Origin of the sequence: Pantoea sp. NPDC088449, from assembly GCF_044753225.1 — a bacterium.
Classification (GTDB): domain Bacteria; phylum Pseudomonadota; class Gammaproteobacteria; order Enterobacterales; family Enterobacteriaceae; genus Pantoea; species Pantoea floridensis.
The window spans coordinates 789,669-815,642 of sequence record NZ_JBIVMT010000001.1 but is presented as its reverse complement, the minus strand read 5'-3'; the positions used below and the strand labels follow the sequence as shown (position 1 = coordinate 815,642).

31 protein-coding genes are annotated in these 25,974 nt (G+C 54.1%); 15 read left to right on the top strand and 16 right to left on the bottom strand.

What is annotated here, in order from left to right; all coding sequences use genetic code 11:
* Window positions 1–69 precede the first annotated feature (69 nt).
* On the top strand, window positions 70–2,169 hold the full coding sequence (locus tag ACIP6T_RS03900) for a TonB-dependent siderophore receptor (RefSeq protein WP_345826859.1): 2,100 nt from the start codon (window positions 70–72) through the stop codon (window positions 2,167–2,169).
* Between the two features lie 65 nt (window positions 2,170–2,234).
* On the opposite strand, the gene ACIP6T_RS03895 is transcribed toward ACIP6T_RS03900, so the two are convergent.
* Window positions 2,235–2,483 carry a GlsB/YeaQ/YmgE family stress response membrane protein gene (locus ACIP6T_RS03895; protein WP_008102737.1) on the bottom strand — a complete coding sequence of 83 codons (249 nt, stop codon included), beginning with the start codon at window positions 2,481–2,483 and terminating at the stop codon, window positions 2,235–2,237.
* A 185-nt stretch (window positions 2,484–2,668) separates the two neighbouring features.
* On the opposite strand from ACIP6T_RS03895, the gene ACIP6T_RS03890 reads away from it, so the two are divergent.
* Complete coding sequence (locus ACIP6T_RS03890; protein ID WP_400455454.1) at window positions 2,669–3,403, top strand: flagellar brake protein; 735 nt, start codon at window positions 2,669–2,671, stop codon at window positions 3,401–3,403.
* 42 nt (window positions 3,404–3,445) lie between these two features.
* Here the strand turns inward: ACIP6T_RS03890 and ACIP6T_RS03885 are convergent, their stop codons facing one another.
* The 7 genes from ACIP6T_RS03885 to ACIP6T_RS03855 form a co-directional block, all read right to left on the bottom strand.
* A complete protein-coding gene (locus ACIP6T_RS03885) occupies window positions 3,446–4,933 on the bottom strand; it encodes an FGGY family carbohydrate kinase (protein ID WP_400455451.1) in 1,488 nt (495 codons plus the stop codon).
* A 2-nt stretch (window positions 4,934–4,935) separates the two neighbouring features.
* Entirely contained in the window at window positions 4,936–5,880 is a 945-nt protein-coding gene (locus tag ACIP6T_RS03880) for a transketolase family protein (RefSeq protein ID WP_400455449.1), read from the bottom strand.
* Window positions 5,873–6,706 (bottom strand): transketolase, encoded by an 834-nt coding sequence (locus ACIP6T_RS03875; protein WP_345826861.1) that lies wholly within the window; start codon window positions 6,704–6,706, stop codon window positions 5,873–5,875. Before ACIP6T_RS03875 ends, ACIP6T_RS03880 begins: the two co-directional genes overlap by 8 nt.
* Before the next feature lie 88 nt (window positions 6,707–6,794).
* Window positions 6,795–7,901, bottom strand: a complete 1,107-nt coding sequence (locus ACIP6T_RS03870; protein WP_400455447.1) for an ABC transporter permease — start codon at window positions 7,899–7,901, stop codon at window positions 6,795–6,797.
* A 1-nt stretch (window position 7,902) separates the two neighbouring features.
* On the bottom strand, window positions 7,903–9,417 hold the full coding sequence (locus ACIP6T_RS03865; protein WP_400457010.1) for a sugar ABC transporter ATP-binding protein: 1,515 nt from the start codon (window positions 9,415–9,417) through the stop codon (window positions 7,903–7,905).
* Window positions 9,417–10,016 (bottom strand): DUF2291 family protein, encoded by a 600-nt coding sequence (locus ACIP6T_RS03860; RefSeq protein ID WP_400455444.1) that lies wholly within the window; start codon window positions 10,014–10,016, stop codon window positions 9,417–9,419. Before ACIP6T_RS03860 ends, ACIP6T_RS03865 begins: the two co-directional genes overlap by 1 nt.
* Window positions 10,017–10,029: 13 nt before the next feature.
* Window positions 10,030–10,971: a D-ribose ABC transporter substrate-binding protein gene (locus tag ACIP6T_RS03855; protein ID WP_176519116.1), complete on the bottom strand. Its 942-nt coding sequence runs from the start codon at window positions 10,969–10,971 to the stop codon at window positions 10,030–10,032.
* 183 nt (window positions 10,972–11,154) lie between these two features.
* On the opposite strand from ACIP6T_RS03855, the gene ACIP6T_RS03850 reads away from it, so the two are divergent.
* Window positions 11,155–12,105: a sugar-binding transcriptional regulator gene (locus tag ACIP6T_RS03850; RefSeq protein ID WP_097094199.1), complete on the top strand. Its 951-nt coding sequence runs from the start codon at window positions 11,155–11,157 to the stop codon at window positions 12,103–12,105.
* Window positions 12,106–12,184: 79 nt separating this feature from the next.
* Here ACIP6T_RS03850 and emtA read toward each other — a convergent pair whose 3' ends face one another.
* A complete protein-coding gene (gene emtA / locus ACIP6T_RS03845) occupies window positions 12,185–12,814 on the bottom strand; it encodes a membrane-bound lytic murein transglycosylase EmtA (protein WP_400455441.1) in 630 nt (209 codons plus the stop codon).
* 163 nt (window positions 12,815–12,977) lie between these two features.
* Between emtA and ldcA the strand changes: the two genes are divergently transcribed.
* Together ldcA and ACIP6T_RS03835 are read left to right on the top strand one after the other, a co-directional pair.
* A complete protein-coding gene (gene ldcA / locus ACIP6T_RS03840; RefSeq protein ID WP_400455439.1) occupies window positions 12,978–13,901 on the top strand; it encodes a muramoyltetrapeptide carboxypeptidase in 924 nt (307 codons plus the stop codon).
* A gap of 23 nt (window positions 13,902–13,924) precedes the next feature.
* Window positions 13,925–14,587 carry an MBL fold metallo-hydrolase gene (locus ACIP6T_RS03835; RefSeq protein ID WP_097094202.1) on the top strand — a complete coding sequence of 221 codons (663 nt, stop codon included), beginning with the start codon at window positions 13,925–13,927 and terminating at the stop codon, window positions 14,585–14,587.
* On the opposite strand, the gene ACIP6T_RS03830 is transcribed toward ACIP6T_RS03835, so the two are convergent.
* The 4 genes from ACIP6T_RS03830 to ACIP6T_RS03815 form a co-directional block, all read right to left on the bottom strand.
* The gene (locus tag ACIP6T_RS03830) at window positions 14,588–15,001 is read right to left on the bottom strand and encodes a GNAT family N-acetyltransferase (RefSeq protein WP_097094203.1); all 414 of its coding nucleotides are present in this window, start codon (window positions 14,999–15,001) and stop codon (window positions 14,588–14,590) included.
* Between the two features lie 22 nt (window positions 15,002–15,023).
* Window positions 15,024–15,407, bottom strand: coding sequence for a hypothetical protein (locus ACIP6T_RS03825; protein WP_097094204.1), 384 nt, complete (start codon window positions 15,405–15,407; stop codon window positions 15,024–15,026).
* A 132-nt stretch (window positions 15,408–15,539) separates the two neighbouring features.
* The gene (locus ACIP6T_RS03820) at window positions 15,540–15,761 is read right to left on the bottom strand and encodes a YgdI/YgdR family lipoprotein (RefSeq protein WP_097094205.1); all 222 of its coding nucleotides are present in this window, start codon (window positions 15,759–15,761) and stop codon (window positions 15,540–15,542) included.
* 165 nt (window positions 15,762–15,926) lie between these two features.
* Window positions 15,927–16,106: a hypothetical protein gene (locus tag ACIP6T_RS03815; protein ID WP_008108187.1), complete on the bottom strand. Its 180-nt coding sequence runs from the start codon at window positions 16,104–16,106 to the stop codon at window positions 15,927–15,929.
* Window positions 16,107–16,305: 199 nt separating this feature from the next.
* On the opposite strand from ACIP6T_RS03815, the gene ACIP6T_RS03810 reads away from it, so the two are divergent.
* Together ACIP6T_RS03810 and ACIP6T_RS03805 are read left to right on the top strand one after the other, a co-directional pair.
* Window positions 16,306–16,635: a hypothetical protein gene (locus ACIP6T_RS03810; protein ID WP_097097554.1), complete on the top strand. Its 330-nt coding sequence runs from the start codon at window positions 16,306–16,308 to the stop codon at window positions 16,633–16,635.
* 61 nt (window positions 16,636–16,696) lie between these two features.
* On the top strand, window positions 16,697–17,248 hold the full coding sequence (locus ACIP6T_RS03805) for a hypothetical protein (RefSeq protein WP_097094206.1): 552 nt from the start codon (window positions 16,697–16,699) through the stop codon (window positions 17,246–17,248).
* A gap of 20 nt (window positions 17,249–17,268) precedes the next feature.
* Here the strand turns inward: ACIP6T_RS03805 and ACIP6T_RS03800 are convergent, their stop codons facing one another.
* Complete coding sequence (locus tag ACIP6T_RS03800) at window positions 17,269–17,475, bottom strand: DUF2767 family protein (protein ID WP_097094207.1); 207 nt, start codon at window positions 17,473–17,475, stop codon at window positions 17,269–17,271.
* Between the two features lie 181 nt (window positions 17,476–17,656).
* Between ACIP6T_RS03800 and ACIP6T_RS03795 the strand changes: the two genes are divergently transcribed.
* Window positions 17,657–17,905 carry a CsbD family protein gene (locus ACIP6T_RS03795; RefSeq protein WP_097094208.1) on the top strand — a complete coding sequence of 83 codons (249 nt, stop codon included), beginning with the start codon at window positions 17,657–17,659 and terminating at the stop codon, window positions 17,903–17,905.
* Between the two features lie 53 nt (window positions 17,906–17,958).
* Here ACIP6T_RS03795 and ACIP6T_RS03790 read toward each other — a convergent pair whose 3' ends face one another.
* On the bottom strand, window positions 17,959–18,156 hold the full coding sequence (locus ACIP6T_RS03790) for a DUF6404 family protein (protein WP_097094209.1): 198 nt from the start codon (window positions 18,154–18,156) through the stop codon (window positions 17,959–17,961).
* 205 nt (window positions 18,157–18,361) lie between these two features.
* Between ACIP6T_RS03790 and ACIP6T_RS03785 the strand changes: the two genes are divergently transcribed.
* Together ACIP6T_RS03785 and ACIP6T_RS03780 are read left to right on the top strand one after the other, a co-directional pair.
* Window positions 18,362–19,618 carry a mechanosensitive ion channel family protein gene (locus tag ACIP6T_RS03785; RefSeq protein ID WP_097094210.1) on the top strand — a complete coding sequence of 419 codons (1,257 nt, stop codon included), beginning with the start codon at window positions 18,362–18,364 and terminating at the stop codon, window positions 19,616–19,618.
* 167 nt (window positions 19,619–19,785) lie between these two features.
* Window positions 19,786–19,980, top strand: a complete 195-nt coding sequence (locus ACIP6T_RS03780; RefSeq protein WP_345826868.1) for a hypothetical protein — start codon at window positions 19,786–19,788, stop codon at window positions 19,978–19,980.
* A 115-nt stretch (window positions 19,981–20,095) separates the two neighbouring features.
* On the opposite strand, the gene icd is transcribed toward ACIP6T_RS03780, so the two are convergent.
* The gene (gene icd, locus ACIP6T_RS03775) at window positions 20,096–21,346 is read right to left on the bottom strand and encodes an NADP-dependent isocitrate dehydrogenase (protein WP_097094212.1); all 1,251 of its coding nucleotides are present in this window, start codon (window positions 21,344–21,346) and stop codon (window positions 20,096–20,098) included.
* A gap of 131 nt (window positions 21,347–21,477) precedes the next feature.
* Here icd and rluE point away from each other — a divergent pair, with 131 nt between their 5' ends.
* Genes rluE through purB form a run of 5 tightly spaced genes read left to right on the top strand, consistent with a single transcriptional unit; the run spans window position 21,478 to window position 25,868 of the window.
* Window positions 21,478–22,116 carry a 23S rRNA pseudouridine(2457) synthase RluE gene (rluE, locus tag ACIP6T_RS03770; RefSeq protein WP_400455434.1) on the top strand — a complete coding sequence of 213 codons (639 nt, stop codon included), beginning with the start codon at window positions 21,478–21,480 and terminating at the stop codon, window positions 22,114–22,116.
* 30 nt (window positions 22,117–22,146) lie between these two features.
* On the top strand, window positions 22,147–22,620 hold the full coding sequence (locus ACIP6T_RS03765) for an NUDIX domain-containing protein (RefSeq protein WP_097094214.1): 474 nt from the start codon (window positions 22,147–22,149) through the stop codon (window positions 22,618–22,620).
* A gap of 42 nt (window positions 22,621–22,662) precedes the next feature.
* Entirely contained in the window at window positions 22,663–23,775 is a 1,113-nt protein-coding gene (gene mnmA, locus ACIP6T_RS03760; RefSeq protein WP_400455431.1) for a tRNA 2-thiouridine(34) synthase MnmA, read from the top strand.
* A gap of 36 nt (window positions 23,776–23,811) precedes the next feature.
* The gene (gene hflD / locus ACIP6T_RS03755; protein ID WP_400455430.1) at window positions 23,812–24,453 is read left to right on the top strand and encodes a high frequency lysogenization protein HflD; all 642 of its coding nucleotides are present in this window, start codon (window positions 23,812–23,814) and stop codon (window positions 24,451–24,453) included.
* 44 nt (window positions 24,454–24,497) lie between these two features.
* Window positions 24,498–25,868 (top strand): adenylosuccinate lyase, encoded by a 1,371-nt coding sequence (gene purB / locus ACIP6T_RS03750; protein WP_400455428.1) that lies wholly within the window; start codon window positions 24,498–24,500, stop codon window positions 25,866–25,868.
* Window positions 25,869–25,974 lie beyond the last annotated feature (106 nt).

The window sequence follows — 25,974 nt, the reverse complement described above, 5'->3', positions numbered from 1 at the left end:
CGCATTAAAAGATAATAATTCTCAATCTAATATCGATACCTATTCCCATTAATAACAACAGGAACCCTCATGACATCGCTGTTTACCCTGAAACGTGGCCGCATGCTGTGCGCACTTGCGTTGGCATTACCCGCCGCAACCTTCGCTGAAGAATCGATTGTTGTCACGGCTCAGCCGCAAGAGAGCGCAACATCACCCACGCAAGGCTATCTCGCCACGCGCAGCAGCGGTGCCAGTAAAACCGATCAGCCGTTGATCACGACGCCGCAGTCCATTTCGGTGGTGACGCGTCAGCAGATGGAAGATCAGGGCGCACAGGATCTCAATCAGGCGCTCGGTTACACGCCAGGCGTATTCACCAACTTTGGCGGTGCCGCTACGCGCTACGACACCATCGCCCTGCGTGGATTCCACGGTGGCGATGTTGATAACACCTTCCTCGATGGCCTGCGCGTCATGAGCGATGGCGGCAGTTTCAACATCCTGCAGGTGGATAACTGGTTTCTCGATCGCATTGATGTGATAAAAGGCCCCTCTTCCGCGCTCTACGGCCAAACCGTACCTGGCGGCCTAGTGAATATGGTGAGTAAGCGTCCGCAGTTCGCTGAAGAGGGCCATTTCCGCCTTTCGACCGGCACCAACGCCACCAACAGCGCCGCGTTTGATTACACCAACGCCATCAACGATCAGTGGGCATTCCGCTTAACCGGCATCACGCGTAACAGCGATACCCAGTACGATCACACCCGTGAAGAGAAGTATGCGATTTCACCGCAGCTGATGTGGCAGCCGAGTGAAGACACCAATTTAGTCTTGCGCGCCTATCTGCAAAAAGATCCTTCTGGCGGCTATCACGGTTCGGTGCCGGCTGAAGGTACGCTTTACAGCCACAATGGCCGTAAGCTGAGCGACAGTTTCTACGAGGGCGACAGCGCCTACGATCAGTTCAAGCGCCACGAACAGATTTATAGCTATGACTTCTCACATCGCTTTAACGATGTATGGTCCGTGCATTCTACCGGCAGCTATAGCCATTCGAATACCGCGCTTGATCAGGTGTATCAAATTGGCTGGAATGCCACCAATCCGGACCTGCTGAATCGCTATTTCTCCGGCGAACGTTCTTCACTGAGCGCATGGGCTAACGACAACCAATTGCAGGCCGATTTCGCGACGGGCGCCGTGCAGCATCGCGTGACGCTGGGTGCCGAGTATCATCGCTACAAAAATGACATTACCGAAGCCAGCGGAGCCGCCAGTTCGCTGAATGCCTGGAACGGCGATGAAGTGGGCATCATGCCGGACTTCGCCTGGACCTCGCAAACGCGCCGCTACTATCAAACCGGCCTGTATTTACAAGATGAGCTGCAGCTCGATCGCTGGCATCTGGATCTTTCCGGTCGCTATGATCGCATCGTGTCGGAAAACGGCACCAGCCGTCGTCAGGACGATCACATCAGCGGACGCGCCGCACTGCTGTATGCTTTCGAAAATGGCGTATCGCCTTACGTCAGCTGGAGCCAGGCGATTACGCCAGCGTCATTAACCGATCCTAATGGTAATCAGCTGAAACCGACCACTTCCGAGCAGTATGAGGCGGGTGTGAAATATCAGCCGGTCGGGACGCGCGATATGTACACCATCGCCTTATACGATTTGACCCAGGATGATGTCGCCAACCGTAACGTGCTGGACGGTACTTATACGCCATCGGGCAAAGTGCATTCACAGGGTATTGAGCTGGAAGCACGCAATCAGCTGACCTCGCGTTTCAGCACCATCGCCGGTTACACGTTGAATCATCTGCGCTTCAAAGATTCCGTGGACGGCAACGATGGCCATACGCCGTATGTCACGCCGAACAGCATGGCGTCTTTATGGGGTCATTATCAGTTTGATTATGGCTTAAGCGCTGGTGCTGGCGTGCGCTATATTGGCAAACAGTGGGCAGATAACGAAAACACCACGCGTTTGCCATCCGTAACGCTGTTTGATGCATCGGTACGCGCGGATCTTGGTGCGTGGAATTCACAGCTGAAAGGCGCCTGGCTGCAGGTCAATGCCAACAACCTGACGGATAAAAAGTATCTGGCGGCCTGTTATGGCACCGGCTATTGCTATCGCGGCGCCGAGCGCACCGTAATGGCAACGGTGGGCTACGACTTTTAACCTGGCATAAAAAAATCCGCCATCCCTGCAAGGATGGCGGATTTCATTAAATCATTTTTGCGTTGTTAACTTCGAACTTTGCGGTAAATCCACAGCACCACGATGGCACCAATTACCGCCACCACGAAACTGCCGAAGTTGAAACCGTCAACTTTACCGAAACCAAACAGGGTACTGATCCAGCCACCGACCACCGCACCTACCACACCCAATACCACGGTGATGATAAAGCCGCCGCCATCTTTGCCCGGCATAATCCACTTAGCGATGATACCGGCAATCAGACCAAAAATAATCCATGAAAGAATACCCATGTACTGCTCCTTACGTTATTAATCAATGTGTTCACCGCAACAAGTATAGACGGGATTTTTTGATCTGCCTCGCAAATTGTCACAGTAAGACATCGTTGGCATGTTAAAGCTTAGCGTAGCGGTGCCGATAACTGACGGATAACTTTGGCGCGCGTAAAACAATAATCGGATAAGTGGAGCAGGACGTGGGTGAAGCCGATAAAGAACAATACCTCAAGCGAGGCACATTAGCGGTTTTGGGGGTCATGAAGGACCTGCTGCGTTTTCAAACGCCGCTGATGGTGAGTTTCTCACGTGGGCAGTTTATCAGCCGCCTGTTGGCAGCCGATGAGGGCCAGGTGATCTTTGACCTTGGCAGCAACGCGCTTGATAACGATTTAGCGCTGCAGGGGGGCGAAGTGAATATCGCCGCAGAAACACACGGTGCGAAAGTGGAGTTTGGCCTCAGCGGTTTACAGCGTATCGACTTCGAAGGATTGCCTGCTTTCGCCGCCTCGCTGCCCGACCTGGTGTGGCAGATTCAGCGCCGCGAATTTTTCCGCGTAAACGCGCCGCTGGAGCCCGTTTTTTATTGCCACAGTCAATGGCCCGACGGCCGCACTGCGCGTTTCCGTCTGCAGGACCTATCACTGGGCGGCGTTGGCGTGCTGTTGGACGAAGCGCTGCCTGAGGGTCTGAATCGCGGCGATACCTTTAAAAATCTCCGCGTTGACCTGGCGGAATATGGTCACTTCGAGGTGACTGCGCAGCTGCTGCACATTGGCGAACGTAGCATCGTTACCAGCAAGAATGAAACCCGCGTGACGCCTCGCCTGAGCTTCCGCTTTACCGCCATCGAGCCCCTTCAGGAACGTCAGCTGCAGCAGGTGATTTTTGCGCTGGAGCGTCTGGCGCGTGATAAAGCGAATCGATTCCAGTAACCCAGGTGCGCATCAATGCGCACCCTACGAAAATCGCACCGGTCAATGCGGCTGATAGCGACAGCGTGCCACCGCATCGAGCCAGCCCTGATAATTATCCTGCATGCTTTTCGCCTGATCTTCACGCGGCACAATGACGCTGCCGCCCTGCAATGCCTGCATCTCACTGCCCTGTTGCCACCAGTTAAGTTGGCGGCCCGCCAATAACGCTGCGCCCAATGCGGAGACTTCCGCCGTTGGCGCTCGCTTAAGTGGCCGCTGCAATACATCCGCCTGCAGCTGCATCAACCAGCTGTTTTCCGTGGCGCTGCCATCAACGCACAACGCTGGCAACCGCACGCCGCTAGCCTGTTCCATCGCGAAAAACACATCCGCAATCTGAAAAGCGATCGATTCCAGCGCCACGCGCGCCAGTACTTCTGGCGTCGCCGCATCGGTCAGCCCGCACACCATACCGCGCGCTTTAAGATCCCACCATGGCGCACCCAGGCCGGAGAGCGCTGGCACAAAATAGATGCCCTGATTGTGCTCGCTGCGCTGGGCCAGCGCCGTAAGTTCGCGCGGATCGCTAACGCCGAGCATGCGCCCAAGCCACGCGGCACCCGATCCGGTATGGGTGATGTTGCCTTCAAAAGCGTAGCGCAGCGTCCCGTCGTGCCAGGCTACCGTGGTGCTGAGGCCATTTTCGGTGAGCAACGGCATCGCCATTGACATCATTAATGACGACCCGGTGCCGTAAGTCGCTTTCACCACCTCCTCGTTGCCGCTGCGCTGCGCTTGCAGCGCAGCGTGCGAATCACCGATGCGTGCCAGAATTGGCGTGCCTGGCGTTAAACCGGGAATATCATGACGTGTTACCACGCCATGGGCGCTGGCCGACGGCACAATCTGCGGTAGCGCCGCGCGTGGAATGTGGAATAACGCCAGCAGTTCATCATCCCAGTCGCCGCTGTGCAGGTTATAGAGTTGGGTGCGCGCCGCATTAGCATGATCGGTAACGAAGCTTTCGCCCTGACTCAGCTGCCAGCTCAGCCAGCTGTCTACCGTGCCGATGCACAGTTCCCCGGCCTGCGCCCGCACCAAACCCTTCGGCAGCGCGGCGAGCATGCCGGTGAGTTTGGCGGCAGGAAACATTGGATCGACCGCTAATCCAGTCAGACCCGTAATACGCGGCGCTTTACCCGCCATACGTAAATCACGGCAACAGGCTTCCGAGCGACGATCCTGCCAGCTCACGAGCGGCGTCAACGGCTCGCCGTTATGTCGTTGCCAGATCAGTACCGATTCGCGCTGGTTACTGATCGCCACCGCTGCCACCTCCGCGCCTGCGCACTGCGCCAGGCAAGCACTCACCACCTGTTTTACCGCCTGCCAAATCGCCAGCGGGTCCTGCTCGGACAGGCCCGGCTGGGGATGTTCCAGCGTCAGCGGCTGGCTAGCGCGCGCCACCACGTTTCCAGCGCGATCTACCGCAATCGCTTTCGCGTTGGTGGTGCCTTCATCAATCGCCAGTATCAACGAACCTGCCATTTTTACGCTCCTGCACAGATGCGCAGTGCACGCTTCACCACGCTGGCTGCGTCAATGCCATGACGAGCACGCGTTGAAGCGCGATCGCCTGCAATGGCGTACTCGCCATCCGGTATGCCCAAACGTAATAGCGGGATACCACAGCCACCTTCAGCCAGCACTTCTGCCACCAGGCTGCCGACGCCGCCGTTAACGTTATGCTCCTCTACGGTGATGACCGCTGGATAGTGATTTAACAGCTCGCGCAGCCGTTGGGTATCACAAGGTCGAATCGATGGAATGGCGATCACACCCGCGCTAATGCCTTGCGCATGCAGTTGCTCGGCGGCGTGAACCACCTCGTGTACCGTCGAGCCCATCGCCACCAGCACGATGTCATCACCTTCACGTAAAACATCAATCTGGCCGGGACGGAATTGATAGTTTTCATCGTGTAGCTGCGGCAGATCTTTGCCGTCGAGACGGATGTACACTGGGCCGACATGCGCCAGCGCGTACTCAATGATCTGGCGACACTCCAGCGGGCAGGATGGCGCATAGATTTCGATGTTGCCGAAGCCGCGCATCACGGCAATGTCGTCGATGCTGTGATGGGTGCTGGCCAGCGGCCCATAGCTGGCGCCAGCATTCAGGCCAAACAGTTTGACGTTAGTGTTGTTGTAGCAGACGTCGACTTTTACCTGCTCATTAGCGCGGGAAACCAGGAACGGCGCGGCATTACAGGTGACGGCGACTTTGCCGCCAATCGCCAGACCGGCGGCGGTGCCCACCAGCGTTTGTTCTGCGATGCCGACATTAATCAGGCGATGGGGAAACGCTTGAATAAACGGCGCGATTTTGGCGGTTGAGGTCGAATCCGCCACCACCGGCACTAAATCAACGCCGCGATTCACCGCATCGATAAATGCCTCGACCATCACCGTCGCCAGGTGTTTTGCATTACTCATCTTTCAGCTCCTCCAATGCCAATGCAATCTCTTCGCCTTTCGGCACGCGGTGATGCCACTCCGGTTTACTCTGAATAAAGGAGATGCCGAAGCCTTTTTCGGTATGCGCCACAATCACCTGCGGCTTGCCGCCGTTACGTGGCAGCTTTTCGATGGCCTCAACCACGGCAGCCATGTCATTGCCGCTACACTCGCTCACCTCCAGGCCAAAGGCGCGCCATTTTTCCGGCAGCGGATCGGTGTTCATGATGTCGCGCGTATGGCCCGCCAGCTGCAGCTTGTTCTTGTCGTTGATGATCACCAGGTTATCGAGGCCGTAATGCGCCGCCACCAGCGCCGCTTCCCAGTTACTGCCCTCCGCCAGTTCACCGTCGCCGGTGACGACAAATATGCGTCGGTCGCTGTTATCTTTCTTCGCTGCTAAGGCAATGCCGACGGCGACCGGTAAACCGTGACCCAGCGCGCCGGTGTTCAGCTCAACGCCCGGCGTTTTCTGCCGTACCGGATGGCCCGGCAGAGGTGAATCCGCATGCTGATACGTTGGCAGCCATTCGGTGGGGAAATAACCCGCTTCCGCCAGCACGCAGTAATAACCGCCAACCGCGTGGCCTTTCGACTGAATATAAATGTCGCGCTGTGGATCGTTGGTGCGATCCGGCGCGCAGTTAAGGATGCGGAAATAGAGCGCGGTCAAAATCTCCACCTGAGAGAGATCGGCCCCCGTGTGCCCACCTGCCGGGCTGCCTGCATTAAGCTGGATGATGCGGCGGCGCACGGCACGCGCTTTGGCAGCCAGATCCGCTATCGAGTAGTTGAAAGGATTCATAAATACCTCTGAATTTTAAATCGATAATGAATATATATTCTTGATAAAGAAAAAAAGGTGCAGACTCACTACGTCTGCATCCAACCGATTACCTTTTTGCCGGACTGGCACTCTCCTCAATCACCGCTTTTTGTGCCACCACTGCCGCTTTCTGCTGCATGCGACTTTGCATCTGGTCGATGATCACCGCCACGATAATCACGATGCCTTTAATCACCATCTGCCAGAACTCGCTGACACCCATCATGATCAAACCATCGGCGAGAAAGCCGATAACGAAAGCACCAATCAGCGTGCCGAGAATGGTGCCGCGCCCACCGGCCAGCGAGGTGCCGCCGAGCACCACGGCAGCAATGGCGTTCATTTCAAATGAAGTGCCGTTAGCCGGATGGCTGGCCACCAGCTGTGACGAGACCACGATGCCAGCAATGGCCGCACAGAAGCCGGAAATGGCGTATACCCAGATTTTTACCGACTTCACCTTCACGCCCGAGAGTTCCGCCGCGCGTTCGTTATCGCCAATCGCATAAACCTGACGGCCAAAGGGCAGGCGCCGCGCGACGTAAGCAATGATCAGCGCCAATAGCACCATCATCCAGATGGCCCATGGCAAACCAAGAAAATAGCCCGCGCCAATCTTGTCGAATCCGGTATTGCCCAGCAGCGCATTGCCCTGCAGACCGGGGAAGGTTTCGCCCCCCGACGTGAGCATCGCCGTGCCGCGCAGGATATACATGGTGCCGAGCGTGCAGATAAATGGCGCCACGTTGTAGCGGGTGATAATCCAGCCGTTAGCTGCGCCAATCACGCCGCCAATCAGCAGCACGATGGGCACAATCACCCACACGCTGGGGAAGATGGCGATGCCGAACATCGGCAGCACAATGCCTTTGGTAATCAGCCAACCGGCAATCATGCCGCACAGCCCGAGCGTTGCGCCGATGGAAAGATCGATGCCCGCGGTGATAATGACAAAGGTGATACCAAGCGCGAGGAAGGCATTAATGGCGATGTGTTTCACCATGATCACCAGGCTACCGGGCGCAAGGAAATCCGGCACGGTGATGGCAAAGAAGCCAACAATCAGAAACAGCGCAATAAAGGTGCGCAGTTTTAACAACAGCAATATCAGGCTTTCGCGTGAATTGAACGCTTTGCCCGGCGTTGAGAGCGCGAGCGCGCCGTTATTTTTCATATCAGAACCCTTGTGCGCTTGCTTTAACCAGCGCCGCCTCTTCCGCTTCAGCGCGCGGCAGGTCAGCAGTCAGTTTGCCGCCGGACATCACAAGGATGCGATCGGCAACGGCCATAATTTCCTTCAGGTCCGAGGTGGAGAACACCACCGCAATGCCCTGCTCCGATAACTTCACCATCATGCGGAACACTTCGCCTTTTGCACCGACGTCAATGCCGCGACTCGGTTCATCCAGCAGCAGCAAGCGCGGGTTGGTCAGCAGCGAGCGGCCAATCACCACTTTCTGCTGATTACCGCCGCTTAACGCGCTGATGGCGACATCCGGCGAGGAGATTTTGATGGCCAGATTGCCAACGGTGCTGGCCACCACGTCGCGTTCGGCCTGTTCAGAAATCACGGTGCGATGGGAGAGGCGTCGCCACAGGCTGGCGATGGTCAGATTGCTCGCCACCGACGAGATGGGAAAAATGCCTGAGCGTTTGCGATCTTCCGGGACCAGGCTCATCCCCATGCGGATGCGTTCTGCGGTGGGCAGGCGCGTCGGCAGCGGTTTGCTATCAAGCCACAGCTTGCCCAAATAGTTACGCTGGGTGCCGAGTAAGCACTCAAACAGCTCGGTGCGCCCGGCGCCCATTAAGCCGTAAATGCCGACGATTTCGCCGGAACGCACCTGGAAACAGACGTCATCCACCAACGTATTGCCATTCGGGCTGACGCAGGTGATGTGTTCGGCTTCCAGCACCGGTGCGCCAAACTGCCGGTTCGCTGGCAGGAAGGTGTTGACCGGATCGCTGCCGAGCATTTCATGCACGATCCACGGCACGTCGATATCGCTCACCTGGGCTTCAGCCTGAAACCGGCCGTCGCGCAGAATGGTGATCACATCGCCAATCGCCATCAACTCCTCCAGCCGATGCGAGATGTAGATGATGGAAACGCCCTGACGCGTCAGTTCGCGGATCACCCGAAATAGCATCTCTACTTCGGTTTTGCTCAGCGCCGAGGTGGGTTCGTCGAGGATGAGAATGTCAGCATCCTCCGCCAGCGCTTTGGCGATCTCCACCAGCTGCTGCTGGCCAACTTTGAGGTTGCCGACCTTCTCATCCGGTGAAATCGGCTGATCGAGGCGCTGCATCAGCGCAGCGGTGCGGCGTTTCTGCTCGGTTTCGTTGATCGGACGTATGCCGCGCTGAATTTCGCGACCAAGAAAAATGTTCTCTGCCACGCTGAGGTTTTCAAACAGGTTAAGTTCCTGATGCACCATGCCGATGCCGTGGCGCGCGGCGTCACGCGTGCTGCTGAACGCCACTTTTTGCCCGTTAAGCAGCATTTCACCACTGGTCGGCTGCTGCACGCCGGCGATAATTTTCATGAGCGTCGATTTACCCGCCCCGTTCTCGCCAATGATGACGTTGACCTTGCCGCGCCATACGCGGTAATCCACGCGATCTAGCGCGAGCGTGCCAGGAAACAGCATCGACATCTGGTTCGCCTGCAGAATGATTTCATCGCTCATCATGGATTCCCCTGCTGCAGCTGAAGTGCCACTGCATCGTCCACCGTGCCCGCGCCCATGCTGACGGCTAACAGCGCCTGCGCCGGTTTGCCGACCCAGCTGGCATCAACCGTCGGCAACTGCTGCACCGCATGGCGATTGAGCGCTTTGGTCAGCTGCGCGTACTGCACCTGATTGGTGAACTCTTCAAAACGAAAGCCGGCGGCGTCGCGAATGGCATTGCCGCGCAACACCGGGCCAATCAACACCTTCACCGGCTTGCCGTTGATGGTCATGGTGAGGCTGCGCTCACGCTCATTGCTGTTGTCAAATGCCGTCACCGTGCCAGAGGCGCGCACGAACACGCTTGCGCTGCCGCCCGGTTTGACGGTATGACTTTTGGTTTCCATATCGGCCCAGCTCAGCGCCTGTTTCTCTGCGGGCTGCTGCACGCGGCTGGCCCAGCTCGATTCCGCGATCTGCTGCGGGGTTTGATCGCGGTAACCCGGCTGCGCGTGAGGATCTTTCGGCATGATGGGATTGCCGTTGGCATCCAGATCTACCACGGTGCAGGCGGTTAACATCAGCGTCAGCAGCGCGACCAACATCTTCTCCTTCATGCCGACCACCATCTTATTGCGCCAGCTTGAAGGTTTTCAGCTTCGAGGCGTTGCTGTCGTCAATCAGCACGCAATCCATCAGCTGCTTCTCTTCTTTCTGCGCGTTGCCGTTCTTCAGGTAATAATCCACCTGCTCAACCGCCATTTGCGCCTGATCCCAGCCCGGCTGCAGCACGGTAGCTTTGATATTGCCTTTGTTGATGATGGAGTCGCGGGTGTAATCACTGCCGTCGAAGCCGACGATAATCACGTTGGTTTTACCCGCTGCTTTTAACGCCGCTTCCGCACCCAGCGCCATGGTGTCGTTACCGGAGATCACGCCGACAATGTTGGGGTTCTTCTGCAGGATGGTTTCCATCCGGCTAAACGCTTCGGTTTGGCTCCAGTTGGCACTCTGCTGTGCCACCATTTTCAGATCGGGATAATCGTCCAGCACATCGTGATAACCCTGCGAACGCACGCCCGCGTTGGTATCCGACTCTTTACCCAGCAGCTCCACATAATCGCCTTTGCCGTTCAGCAGCTTGGCGAACTTCTCCGCACCGAGCTGTGCGCCTTGATAGTTGTTGGAGACAATTTGTGCCACGGCGATACCGGTTTTGTTGATTTCACGATCGATAAGGAAGGTGGGAATACCGGCATCTTTGGCTTTTTGTACCGGTCCAACGGTGGCATCAGCGCCGGCGTTATCAAGGATGATGGCTTTGGCTTTGCGCGCGATAGCGGTTTCGATCAACTGGTTCTGCTTGTTGACGTCATCATCATGCGAGGCCACCAGCGTGGTGTAGCCCAGCGCTTTGGCTTTTTCCTGCGCGCCGTCGGCTTCCGCTTTAAAGAACGGGTTGTCATGTGATGGCGTGATGATGGCCAGCAGCCCCTTATCCGCCGCCAGCGACGCTGCCGATATCAATATGAGTGAAGCAAGTAGAGAGACTTTAAGAACAGAGGCTTTCATTGGCGATCTCCGATTGAATATATATTCAATTATGATTTTATATGCATAGTGACTATGCGCTGCCTTAATGAGCACGTCCAATGCGCGATGTTTAAAAAGCGAAAACGATCACAAAATGTTCTGCGTTGTTATTTATCAGCGGCTGATTAACAATACCAGGCAGGTTAAGAGAGAGAAAAAACCATGGCAAAACAGGATGAACAGCGGCTGATGGTGAAAATCGCCACGCTCTATTACGTGGAAGGCAGGAAGCAGTCCGACATTGCGCAGCTGCTGAAGCTGTCACAATCCTTCGTATCACGTATTCTCAATCGCAGCGTGAAAGAAGGCGTGGTGAAGATCAGCGTTGTGCCGCCTGCCAACGTGTTTCCCGAACTGGAAAAAGCCATTGAGCAACGGTATCAACTGCCGCAGGTAATTGTGGTGGATGTGCCGGATCAGGCATCGGCTTTGCAGATCAAACAGGCGATCGGTTCCGCTGCCGCGCACTATCTGGAAACGCGTCTGCGCGCCGATGAGCTGATTGGCATTTCGTCATGGAGCGGCACCATCCGCGCTATGGTGGATGCGCTGCATCCGCTGAGCGCCCCCTGCAAAGGGGTGATTCAGCTGCTGGGCGGGGTTGGCGCCAATGGCAACGTGCAGGCGACGATCCTGACGCAAAATCTGGCGGCGCTGCTGAACTGTCCAGCATGGCTTTTGCCATCGCAATCGATTGAGCATTCGGTGCAGGATCGCCAGCGTTTGTCGGTTAATCCCGAGGTGGCGGTGGTACTGGAGAAGTTTGACCAGGTGGATTTGGCGATTGTCGGCATTGGCGATCTTGAGCCATCCGCCCTGCTGCGTAACTCCGGCAACTATTACGACGGCGAGATGCTGCGCACGCTGGCCGAGCGTGGCGCGGTGGGTGATATTTGCCTGCACTATTTCGATGCCGATGGTCAGCCGGTGCTGAGCGCGGCAGAAGATCCGGTGATTGGTATGGAGCTGGCGCAGGTTAAACGCTGTCCGCAAGTGGTGGCACTCGCCGGCGGCAAAGAGAAAGCGCAGGCGATTCGCGGCGCGTTGCGCGGCGGCTATGTACAGGTGTTGATTGTCGATTATCCGACGGCGCGATTATTGGCAGAGGGTTGATGTGGTGCGGCTGTTAGCCAGGTCGCCATGAATATTGCGGTTGTTAACCAGGTCGCCATGAATGGCGACCCTACGCACATTAACCGATGGTGCGGTACGCGGTGGTGACTTTCCACAGATAACGCGGGGCCTGCGCCGCCGGATGTTTGTTCTGTACGTGTTGGTAAAACTCGTCCGGCGTCATGGCGTTGATCATCGCAATGGCACGATCGCGGTCACGCGAGAAGGTGCGCAGCAGCGCACCCGCACCATTCGCATAGGAAACAATGGTGGCGTAACGCAGCGTCAGCGGATCGCGAATGCCGGCTAACGCTGAATCCTGCAGAATTTTCAGATACGCGGCCCCGATATCGATGTTTTTTGCCGGATCGCGCAGCTCTGAAGAGGATGGCTGACCACGACGGCCCTGCGTACGATAAACTTCACGGCCGGCGGTCGAAGCCTTAATTTGCATTAAACCAACCGCATTGGAGCGGCTCACTACGGTGGGATTGCCTCCGGATTCGACACTAATAATGGCGCTGATTAACTTCTCATCAACGCCATAATGACTGGCGGCATCTTCGGTAAACATTGACCATGCATCATTTACTTTCGAGGGGGGTGCCTGCGTTAATGGCGTATTCTTCTCGGGCAGTGCCGTTTTCTCCGGCTCGCTTGAACAGCCAGCTAGCAACAGTGCAGAAAGCATAAGTAGGCGAATTTTCACTGATTTTTGGTTCCGCAATAGGGTTGGCGCAAGCTATCATACCTGGCGCAGCGCGATGCAAAATTACCGTTTATCCTAAATCGGTAAAAAACCTTATGCCGCCGTGACTTCGTTAACGCATTTCGTCATCATCGGCAGGCAAATAGACAGCAGGATGGAAGTTATGTTCACGCCCCGCACGCTACGTTTAATCGCCCCTTCCGGCTATTGCCACAATCAGGATGCCGCCCAGCGCGCGGTCAGTCGTTTACAGGCCGCAGGCCATCATCTGCAGAATCAATCCGCGATTACTCGCCGCTATCAACGTTTTGCCGGCGATGATGCGCAGCGGCTGAATGATATCAATGAGTTGGCAACACTGGAACCTCTGCCCGATATCATGCTGGCAGTACGCGGCGGGTATGGCGCATCACGTTTGCTCGATAAGATTGATTATATCGGCCTGCAACGTCGCTTGCTTAATCAGCCGGTGGCGCTATGTGGACACAGCGATTTCACCGCCATTCAGCTGGCATTGCTGGCGCAAACGGGCTTGATTACTTTCAGTGGGCCAATGCTGGCGGGCAATTTCGGCGCAGAGGCTTTATCTGAATTTACTCAGTACCACTTTTGGCAAGCGCTAACTTCACCTACAGTCAACGTTAGCTGGCCAAGTGAGAGTCCGGATCGCGGCCGCTGGCACGGTACGTTATGGGGTGGCAATCTGGCCATGATTTGCTCGCTGATTGGTACGCCGTGGATGCCGCAGATCGAAGGCGGGATTTTGGTGATCGAGGATGTTAATGAACATCCCTTCCGCATTGAACGCATGCTGATTCAGCTACAGCAGAGTGGCATTTTGCCGCGCCAGAAAGCAATTATCACCGGCAGCTTTACCAGTACGTCGCTGTCGGCCTACGACAATGGTTTTGATTTTTCCACCGTCTGGCAGCGCGTCCGTGATGAGTACCATATCCCCGTGATTAGCGATCTGGCATTTGGACACGATGCTGATACCGTGACGCTGCCGCTGGGTGCCAGCGCCACGTTGCAGATTGAGAGCGGAGAAGCACAGCTCGCCTTCACCGGCCACCCGACATTGCGCTAACGTTTTGCCGCAGGAGACCGACAATGAAGCCACTGTACGACGATTTGTGGATCTCCACGCCAGAATTCCCTGCCGAACAAACGGCAAGCGATTTAATGATGCATGGCTTTATGCTGCGCCATCCACGCGGCAATTTATTAATTGGGCGCGTGGAGCATCCACTCGACCACGAATTTCTCGACGATGCGGGTGGCGTGATTCGTCACTATTTCACGCACTGGCATGAAGCGGCACCCGGCGCGCGCGCCATTCAGCAACGCTTTAATAGCGCGCTCTACTGCCATAGCCGTTCGCTGGGTCCGGTGAGTTTGGTTATTGAGCCAGATGAAACCTTTACCCAGCAAGAGACGCATTTCGGCGATTTTCATCTGCTGCCGACGCCCGGCCATACGCCCGGCAGCAGCAGCTATCTTTATCGCTCCCCGCTGGGTCATACCTATCTGTTTGTGGGTGATACGCTCACGCGTGACTACAATCGCTGGATCAGCGTACTGATGCCGGAGAGTAACCTTACTGAGCTGCAGCAGTCGCTGGAGCTCTATCGCTCTTTGCGACCCGATGTGGTGTTGATGAGCACCACGCGCGGACATCTTTCATGGGCAAAGGTGAACTTGCAAAGCTGGCTGGCAGCGATTGATGAAGCAGAACAGTCGCCGCTGGATCTGCGTCAGCGGCAGCTGATTTAACTACAGCGTTTTGCTGAGATAGTGACGCTGATGATGGCGGGGATAGTGATCAAGACTCAGCCGTAACGTATAGCCCAGCTTCTCGTAAAACGGACGCGCCTGGAAACTGGCGGTATCAACTTGCGCATAGCGGCAGCCGCGCGCACGCGCTTCCTCTTCTGCCGCCAGAATTAACTGACTGCCTGCCCCTTGCCCGCGCAGTTCATCACTGACCCACAGCATATCGATGCGTAGCCAGTTGCCATAAGTGGAACCGGTTAATGCACCTTGTTTACGGCCCGATGCATCGGTAATAAACACGCCAATCGGTTTTAACTCATCAACGTTAATGAAGCGACTATTGTAGGTGTTGAGGCCAAGGCGGACTTCATCAAGATCCTGATGAGAGACGCTATCGGTAATGCTGAGTTGCATAACGAGCTCCTTGTAATGGCAATCACGAGTTTGGGCGGGCGCTATCGTCATAACGTTCCAGTGAAAGGATTTCCGCGTCGCGTTTTTCCGTCCGACTGCAGGGCAACAGCTTATCGCTGTCTGCGTAGACGAAAAAGGTCTCTTGATTATTTTTGTTCACAATCAACTGATCGCCATTGCGAAAGCGGGTGATGGAAACCTTGTCACCCTCTTTCAGACTGGTACGCTGCTGCCCGGCAGCAATTTGAAAATGACGCGCTGGCCACATCAGGGTGCTCAGTCCGTATTCGGCACGTGATACCGTCATGGTAGGACGACCCGGACACGTGATTTGATATTCGGTTTCGCTCCAGGCGGGCGCAATCTGACAAGCCAGCACGCCAACGGCCATAACTATCGCCTTCATTGGATTCTCCGCTGAGGTTAAATGATGATTTCGTTGGGATTTTCGTGCAGAAGGGTAACACATTTGTGGGGATGATGAAGGCAAGCGGCCTGCAGGACGCGGGCCGCACTAAAAAAAATCAAACTGGAAAGGTCAGTTTATCGAGTTCATGTCTTTGATCTGATTGCGATTAATCTGCTGTTCTTTACCGTCAATATCTTTGTAAGTAATCATGCCGGTATCGTCATCGACCTTCGGCTTACCCTGAACCACAATGGTTTGACCATCGGTGGTATGCAAGACGTGATCGGATGCACAACCCGCCAGCAGCAGGCCAAGGCTAAAAGTACCCACTAAAAACAGTGTCTTTTTCATCTCATCCTCCTTTTGGATTCACAAACAGGTGTAGCACAGACTGTCTGAAAGAAAACCAGGAGAAAGATTAATACTTAATAGCTTTGCTGCTGGGCATCAGTCTTGTCGACTGAGCAGCAGCAAAGCTATTTGACAGAATTTATGGTGAGACGAGGGAGAGAGGATTTACTCTGCAGCCACCTGTGCGGCGACTAACATCAAGGCCAGGCCGGCCTCTTCGGCTTCAAAACGCTGCATCACTTCCTGAATGGCCGCTACGCAGTTCATGACCTGCTTTTTTTTGTCGGCTTCTAATTTGTCGATCGCGTGCTGAAGAATCATTAAACTCGCTTCTTCTTCTTTCATTCATTTACCCTTGTTTTGCTTACCCGGTGCGCAACGCTGGCAAGAATACCGTTTATCAGCTAGTAAAGTCACCCCTTTACATTTCTTCCGCTTAACGATTATACAAATGACAAATGGGAAGCAGCGTCAGACCTGCTATGATCCAGTTATCAGTACGCATTGGCGTGCCATGGCAAACCAGGGAATGAAGCAGGTGCTCATGTGGCGAATCACAGTTGTACTCACCCTTTTCGTTTTAGCGGGCTGCAGTTCGACACCAAAAGGTGTCGACTGTCCTGGTGAGGTTTCGACAATTTATGGTCAGTCGATGGGCAATACCCAGGCGCGAATCTTCGATTTGGTCAACGCCTTTGCCGTTACGCGCGATGGGGTAAAAGTCCAAAGCGGTACGCTGCACTCCACCGATCGCTTTCAGTATGTGCCCTCGGCCATTACTGCCGAAGGCTTCTATGCCCAGCGACTATCGGATAAACAGTTTCGCCTGATCAATCCTTATCAGAACACCATGATTACCTGGACGTGCCCTTAAGCCGTGCGTCACGACGTGAGATGGTTTATTGTCTGCCCATCTCACGCTGCGGACCTGCATGATGGAAAAAAGTCTGGATAATAACGGTTATATCGATTTCCCCTTCCCTGCCACCACCAATGTGGATGGTTCGGTGAATCCCTGCGGATTTGACCTCACGTTAGAAACCGGTCGCATTGACGAGATCGCTGCGGGAAAGTATTCCGAAAATATGCGGCGCTTGCTCGAAGAGGTCAATTTGCAGGACGGCTTATTCATGACGCTGGCCTGCGACTGGCAGCGGCGTGAGGATGGCGTATGCGGTTTTATCGATATCGCCTTTCGCCCAACCCTATCCACTGCCAGCCGTGAAGAGACACAAAGCCTCGATCAGGCATTTGAGGTTTACCTGAGCCGTCAGGAAAAGCAGCACAACATGCAGAGTGGAACGTTAATCAATTATGCGCGCGCCGTGCTGGATTGGGGCTGGTCACCGCTTCACCTCCGGCATCGACACTATGAAAAAGTGACGTTGCGCTATTACTGCCAGCAGGCCGAGGATGCGGAGTGGTGTTTTGATCATCTGCGCCATTTTCTGGTCAGCTGGTATCCGGCGTATCGAGATAAAAGCTAACCATGTCGTGGATGAGTAGATTACGGCTTAACCAGCCGAATGGCGTGCTCTAGCATACGCTGTTCATCACGCTCATCATGGGCGCGCTGATGACGTGTACGTTGCAGCAGCCTGGTGATTTCCGCCCGACGGGTTTCATGTCCCAGTTCGGTTAATACAATGACGGCATCGCCGATCACGCGGCATACTTCATCATAATCGTCTTCGTTTAATACATCGCGCTTCATGATTCCTCCGCTTTGAATCGCCCGTTAACCTGCGTGCTGAATGCACTTGACCGCTTTTTAGTCTGGACAGAATTTTTGCTTACTGCAAATTGCTGTTACAACCTTTCCCGCTGCGTCATTTGCTGACTGCAGTTTCTCTGACTACGCTAAGTAAGACATCCACCACTATCAGGGAGTTAACATGAGCGATAAAGCGGAAGCAAAATTGAACGAAGCGGCGGGTGCCGTTCAGGAAAAATTTGGCGAAGTCACCGGTTCACGCCGTCAGCAAGCGAAAGGCGCAGCGCGCCGTTATCCCTCTCAGGCCAGCTATGCGGTTCAGGATGCAGCGGATTGCGTGGTGAAATCGGTGCGTGATAATCCAGCAACCGGCCTGGCCGTGGCAGCCAGCATTGGCGTGATTGTCGGTTTCCTGCTCGGACGGAAATAATCCGTCAAAACGGGGCCTCCAGGGCCCCGTTACTCATCAGGCTTCATTTCTCATCAGATCTGTGCACGTCGTGCTTTATAGCGCGCCACCATGGTCATTAACGCCTGATAAATTAATCCCGCATATAAGCTCATCACGATCACCATGCCCATCTCTTTACCCTGCGCTTGCCAGGAGACAAACCACATAAAAATGCCCCACAGCAGCGAAAACAGCAGCCAACCTTTGACGAACTTAATGACACCTTGCATACCACCTCCTCTCACGAATGCGATGAAGATAGCGGTTTATGAGATAACGCACACTACCGTTAATGTTTAAATGCTAGCTGTTTCAAACTTCCAGGAAAGGGATTGTAAACCCGCAGTCAGGTAGCGTATTACGCACGCGTCGCATATCGCCCTTGACGCCAATTATGTTTGAATTCTCCTCAACACTGTCCGGTATGTGGTTGAAATGACTTTTTTAAGTAATATCCAAAATTTTATTGAGGGCAATACGGTATTGTCTGCCGCTTTTAGCCTGCTAATCCTGATGGTCGCTGGCATGATCGCCCATCTAATCTGCAAATTCTTTATCGTTAAAGTGGTCAGAAAGGTGTTCTTCAGCGCGCACAAGAATGAAGTGCCGCTCGATAAAGATGTCCGCTTATCTGAAAAGCTCTCCAATTTCATTCCAGTGATTACGGTCTATTATCTGCTGCAGTTTATGCCGGATTTGCCCGAACATCTGTTAATCGCGATCAAGACCATCTGCGGCATTCTGTTCTTCGTGTATTTATCGCTGTTCTTTACCGAAGTGCTGGAGATTGTTAATAACTCCTACTCGAAAAAAGCCAAACGTAAGAATCACTCGATCAAAGGCTATATTCAGATCGGTAAAATTCTGGTGCACATTATTTCGGCGATCATGATTTTGGCGATTATGTCGAATAAATCACCGGTGATTATCATTTCCAGTTTGGGTGCGGTGGCTGCGGTATTAATGTTGGTGTTCCAGCATACGCTAATGTCATTGGTAGCAAATATTCAGGTGTCATCAAATGACGTGCTGCAGCTGGGTGACTGGATTGAAATGCCCGATAACGGGATCAGCGGCGAAGTGATCGATATTGCGCTGCATACTATTACGATCCGCAACTGGGACAACACGCTGTCGCGCATCCCAACTAAAAACTTCCTCACAGAAACCTATACCAATTGGCAAGCGATGTTCTCATCGGGTGCGCGCCGCATTATGCGCAGCTTCCATCTCGATCAGATGTCGATCCGTTTTCTCGATCACGACATGGTGCAGCAGATGAGCCAGATTCGCGGCGTCAGTGAACAGCTTTCCGCGCTGATGGATGGGCGCGATACGAATGCGGTCAATGAGCGCTGGTTTGCGGAAAACGGCATCACCAATTTAACTGTTTTTCGCAAATACCTGACGGCGTGGCTGTCGCAGCGCGACGATATTAAAAAAGATATGTATATCGTAGTGCGAGCGATGAAACCTTCACCTGAAGGCCTGCCGGTGGAGGTGTACTGCTTTACCTCATCGGTGCTATGGGTTGACTACGAGAATTCACAATCGGCCATTTTCGAGTATATCTATGCGATTATCGGTCAGTTTTCATTGCGAATGTACCAACATCCAGGCGGTAGCGATTTCTGGCGGCTGTCGCAAGCGCGTGCGCAGACGACAAATTCAGATGAGCAGCAGACTGGATGATATAAACATCACGGGAGCCATTGGCTCCCTGTTGTCAGGATAAACAGCAAAGCTGTGGGGGATATGATCAATAACGTGCTGATAGAAATTCATATTGAGGAAGTTTTTGATGTTTTTACCGGTCAAAAAGCAGGAGATAGAGTCTCTATTATTCTAAACGTTGCATCATGAAAAAAACCTATAAAGCCTGGCTTCAGGACTTCATATGGGAATTATTTGGCGTTCGCCTGCCCATACTAACTGCCGTTATTTTTGCCGTTATTGCTGCCCGCTGCTGGCCAGAATATGCGTTAATTTCATCAGCTGTATATCTTGTCGTGGCATTTATCGTGAGTGATTTTTTATTAAAGAAGAAAAAGTAAGTATTAACAAAACCCATTATTTATCAGAAAAAATTTTATAATTTCGCAAACTCATAACACGTGAATAAAAAACGGGAGCCACTGGCTCCCGTTATGTTTTCTGCCGTCAGGCAAATTACATGTTATTGATGATTGCGTCACCAAACTCTGAACATTTCAGCAGCTTAGCGCCGTCCATCAGACGTTCGAAATCGTAAGTCACGGTTTTGTTAGCGATAGCGCCTTCAACACCTTTCACGATCAGGTCAGCCGCTTCGAACCACTCCAGATGACGCAGCATCATTTCTGCTGACAGAATCACTGAACCTGGGTTCACTTTGTCCTGACCAGCATACTTAGGTGCTGTACCGTGCGTCGCTTCGAACAGCGCGCATTCGTCACCGATGTTTGCGCCCGGTGCGATACCGATACCGCCAACCTGTGCCGCCAGGGCATCAGAGATGTAGTCGCCGTTCAGGTTCATACAGGCGATAACGTCGTATTCAGCCGGACGCAGCAGGATCTGCTGCAGGAAGGCATCGGCGATCACGTCTTTAACAATGATCTCTTTACCGGTGTTTGGGTTCTTAAACTTCATCCACGGGCCGCCATCGATCAGCTCGCCGCCGAACTCTTCTTTCACTAACTGGTAGCCCCAGTCTTTGAAAGAACCTTCGGTGAACTTCATGATGTTGCCTTTGTGAACCAGCGTCAGAGAATCACGATCGTTGGTGATGGTGTACTCTACCGCTGCGCGCACCAGACGTTTGGTACCCTCTTCCGAGCAAGGCTTAACGCCGATACCGCACTGCTCTGGGAAGCGAATTTTCTTCACGCCCATCTCTTCACGCAGGAACTTGATCACTTTATCGGCTTCAGGCGTGCCCGCTTTCCACTCGATACCTGCATAGATATCTTCTGAGTTTTCACGGAAGATCACCATATCGGTATCTTCTGGACGCTTAACCGGGCTTGGTGTGCCTTTGTAGTAGCGAACCGGACGCAGACATACGTACAGATCCAGCTCCTGGCGCAGCGCAACGTTAAGGGAACGAATACCGCCACCAACTGGGGTAGTCAGCGGGCCTTTAATGGCAACGCGGTACTCTTTGATTAAATCGAGGGTTTCTTGCGGCAGCCAGACGTCCTGGCCGTAGAGTTCTACTGATTTTTCGCCGGTGTAAATTTCCATCCAGGAAATTTTTCGCTCGCCGTTGTAGGCTTTCTTCACAGCGGCATCAACCACTTTCAACATTACCGGGGAAACATCAACGCCGATACCGTCACCTTCAATGTAAGGAATAATCGGGTTATTCGGAACATTCAGTTTTCCCTGATCCAGGGTGATTTTTTGACCTTCCGCCGGAACAACTACTTTGCTTTCCATCAACCTCTCCTTCGAGCGATTTTTTGTTAATGATTTGTAAGATGCGGGTCAATACTACTTGATTATTTCCGCTACGCCAATCACCGTAGTTTCGCGCTATAATGCGCCGAATGTTTCCGACTGCAAAGCCCATGCGAAAAACTTCTCAACGAATTCACCAGGATAAGCGTGCTAACGCCCCAACGCGTAAGCCTGTGCGCCGAGATACCCGCCCGAAAGGCCCAAGACGCGTCATACTCTTTAACAAACCTTTCGATGTTTTACCGCAATTCAGCGATGAGGCTGGACGCCGCACGCTGAAAGATTTTGTGCCGGTAAGTGACGTTTATGCCGCGGGCCGCCTCGATCGCGACAGTGAAGGGTTGATGATTTTAACCAACGATGGCGCGCTGCAGGCCCAGCTGACGCAGCCCGGCAAGCGCACCGGGAAGATCTATTTTGTGCAGGTTGAAGGTGCGCCGCAGGAATCAGATTTATCCCTATTACGTCACGGCGTGACGCTGAATGATGGTCCAACCTTACCGGCGGGAATTGAGTTTGTGACCGAGCCTGCGTGGCTGTGGCCGCGCCAGCCGCCGATTCGTGAGCGCAAAGCCATCCCCACTAGCTGGCTGAAAATCACGTTATTTGAAGGGCGCAATCGGCAGGTACGTCGTATGACCGCGCACATTGGTTTCCCTACGTTACGCCTGATTCGCTTTGCGATGGGTGAGCATCAGTTAGGCGATTTATCACCGGGCGAATGGCGCGATATCAGCGCCGCCGTTTAATAACTTTTAGTTAACAATTTTGGAGGAAGGATGTTTAAACCTCATGTAACGGTCGCTTGTATTGTGCAGGCCCAGGGACATTTACTGGTGGTAGAAGAGCGCGTACACGGCCGTATTACCTGGAACCAGCCAGCGGGTCATCTTGAAGCCGATGAAACCCTGCTCGAAGCAGCGCAGCGCGAACTGTTTGAAGAGACGGGCATTGATGCCCAACCCGACTATTTTCTCGGCGTGCAGCAGTGGATTGCGCCGGACGATACACCTTTTGTGCGTTTCCTGTTTGGCCTCGATCTGGCGGAAAAAGTGGAAACCTCACCGCACGATCGCGACATCGATTGCTGCTGGTGGCTGCCGCCAGAGCAGATTCTGACGGCCAATCGCCTGCGGTCGCCGTTGGTGGCAGAGAGCGTACGACTGTGGCAACAAGGCGCGCGTTATCCGCTGCAACTGGTCGCGCCGTTCCAGTGGCCGTTTCATGAGGGTGCGCGCCCCGCTTCTGCATGATAGAATGCGCCGCCTGTTTTTATCGTAATTTAAGAGTGCGTCATGTCTGACAACAGCCAGAAAAAAGTGATCGTCGGGATGTCCGGCGGCGTCGATTCTTCCGTTTCCGCCTGGTTACTGCAACAGCAGGGCTATCAGGTGGAAGGCCTGTTCATGAAGAACTGGGAGGAAGACGACGGCGAGGAGTATTGCACCGCCGCCGATGATCTGGCTGACGCACAAGCCGTGTGTGACAAACTCGGCATCAAACTGCACAAAATTAACTTCGCCGCTGAATACTGGGACAACGTGTTCGAACACTTCCTGGAAGAGTACAAAGCGGGACGCACGCCGAATCCTGACATCCTGTGCAACAAAGAGATCAAGTTCAAAGCTTTTCTCGAATTCGCGGCAGACGATCTCGGCGCAGACTTCATCGCCACTGGCCACTATGTGCGCCGTCAGGATGTTGACGGTCAGAGTCACCTGCTGCGCGGCCTCGACGGCAATAAAGATCAGAGCTACTTCCTCTATACCCTGAGCCACCAGCAGATCGCACAAAGTCTGTTTCCGGTTGGCGAACTGGAGAAACCGGAAGTACGCCGCATCGCTGAGCAGCTCGATCTCATCACGGCGAAGAAAAAAGACTCCACCGGCATCTGCTTTATCGGCGAGCGCAAATTCCGCGATTTCCTTGGCCGCTATCTGCCAGCCCAGCCGGGTGAGATTGAAACCGTTGACGGCGAAATCGTTGGTGAACATCAGGGCCTGATGTATCACACGCTCGGCCAGCGTAAAGGCTTGGGTATCGGTGGTCGTAAAGAGAGCAACGACGATCCCTGGTATGTGGTCGACAAAGATGTGGCGCGCAATCGCCTGATCGTGGCGCAAGGTGGCGACCATCCGCGCCTGATGTCGGTCGGCTTGATTGCCCAGCAGCTGCATTGGGTCAATCGTCAGCCTATCGCGGCCCCGCTACGCTGCACGGTAAAAACCCGCTATCGTCAAACCGATATTCCCTGCGAAATCATTCCGCACGGCGAAGACCGCATTGAAGTCCGATTTGACGAGCCGGTTGCGGCCGTCACGCCTGGCCAATCTGCCGTGTTCTATCTCGGCGAAGTGTGCCTTGGTGGCGGTATTATCGAACAACGCCTGCCTTTGGCAGAAGCCTAAGGTCGGGGCTGTCCGACGCGATGACAGGAGTTAAGCGTGGCTAAGAACTATTATGAGATTACGCTGGCGTTGGCCGGCGTTTGCCAGGCCGCACATGTAGTGCAACAGCTTGCGCATCAGGGGCAATGCAACACCCATGCATTGAACGTGTCGCTGCGCAGTCTGCTCGATCTCAACCCCGGTTCGACGCTGGCGGTATATGGCAATGACGAAGCCAATTTGAAATTGGGGTTAGAAACCCTGATGGCGGTGCTGAACAGCAGCAGCCGCCAGGGCGCGGGTGCGGAATTGACGCGCTACACCCTGAGTATGATGGTGCTGGAGCGCAAGCTTCACGGCAACAAAAGCGCGTTGAATACGCTGGCACAGCGTATCGGCCAGCTTGATCGTCAGCTGGCGCATTATGAGCTGGAGTCCGATACCATCGCCAGCGCCATGGCTGGGATTTACGTGGATGTGATTAGCCCATTAGGGCCGCGCATTCAGGTAACCGGATCGCCGCAGGTATTACAGAATTCTCAAGTGCAGAGTAAAGTGCGCGCCGCATTGCTGGCCGGTATTCGCTCTGCAGTATTGTGGCAGCAGGTTGGCGGTGGCCGCCTGCAGCTGATGTTCTCGCGCCAGCGATTGCTGGGTGAAGCGAAAACCATTTTATCCCGCCTGGGCCCGGCGTATTAAGCGCTGCCCCGGCATCATTGTTAAACGATTCAGGAGTTGCACTGATGGAATTATCCTCTCTGACCGCCGTTTCACCTGTCGATGGTCGTTACGGCGATAAAGTCAGCCCACTGCGCGCCATTTTCAGCGAGTTTGGATTGCTGAAATTCCGCGTTGAGGTTGAGGTTCGCTGGTTACAAAAACTGGCCACGACTGTAGAGATCAAGGAAGTTCCTGCATTTGATGCCGACGCAAACGCTTTCCTTGATGCTATTGTCGCCAATTTCAGCGAAGAAGACGCCGCACGCATCAAAACCATCGAGCGCACCACCAACCACGACGTAAAAGCCGTGGAGTATTTCCTGAAAGAGAAAGTGGCCGATGTGCCCGCGCTGCATGCGGTGTCTGAATTCATCCACTTCGCCTGTACTTCTGAAGATATTAATAACCTCTCGCATGCGCTGATGCTGGAAACGGCACGTCGCGATGTGATTGTGCCGTTCTGGAATAAACTCATCGATGCCGTAAAAGGCCTGGCGCACGAATATCGCGACATTCCGCTGCTGTCGCGTACCCACGGCCAGCCGGCTACACCGTCGACCATGGGTAAAGAGATGGCAAACGTGGCGTACCGTCTGGAACGCCAGCTGCGTCAGCTGAGCAAAATTGAAGTGCTGGGCAAAATCAACGGTGCCGTCGGCAACTATAACGCTCATATCTCTGCCTATCCGGAAGTTGATTGGCATCAGCTTAGCGAGCAGTTTGTCACGTCGCTGGGCATCACGTGGAACCCGTACACCACGCAGATTGAACCGCACGACTATATTGCAGAACTGTTCGATTGCATCGCGCGTTTCAACACCATTCTCATCGACTTTGATCGTGATATCTGGGGCTACGTTGCGCTGAATCACTTCAAGCAGAAAACTATCGCTGGTGAAATCGGTTCATCAACCATGCCGCACAAAGTGAACCCGATTGACTTCGAAAATTCCGAGGGCAACCTCGGATTGGCCAACGCGATGATGCAGCATCTGGCCAGCAAACTGCCGGTTTCCCGCTGGCAGCGTGACCTCACCGATTCTACCGTGCTGCGTAACCTGGGCGTTGGCATCGGTTATGCACTGATCGCCTATCAAGCTACGCTGAAAGGCATCTCTAAACTGGAAGTGAACCGCGATCGTCTATTGGATGAGCTGGATCACAACTGGGAAGTGCTGGCTGAGCCGATTCAAACCGTGATGCGTCGTTACGGCATCGAAAAACCGTACGAAAAGCTGAAAGAGCTGACGCGCGGTAAACGCGTTGATGCCGCCGGTATGCAGGCCTTCATTGATAGCCTGGCGCTGCCGGAAGAGGAGAAAGTGCGTCTGAAGCAGATGACGCCAGCCAACTACCTTGGCCGTGCGATTCAGATGGTTGATGATTTGCAGTAAATCTCAACAACAGGCGTGTTCAATGCTGGGCACGCCTCTATTAACAAACGTTGATCTCTTGTTTAGCTGGCTTCGCATATACTTTTCTCCATCATTATTGAGTCGG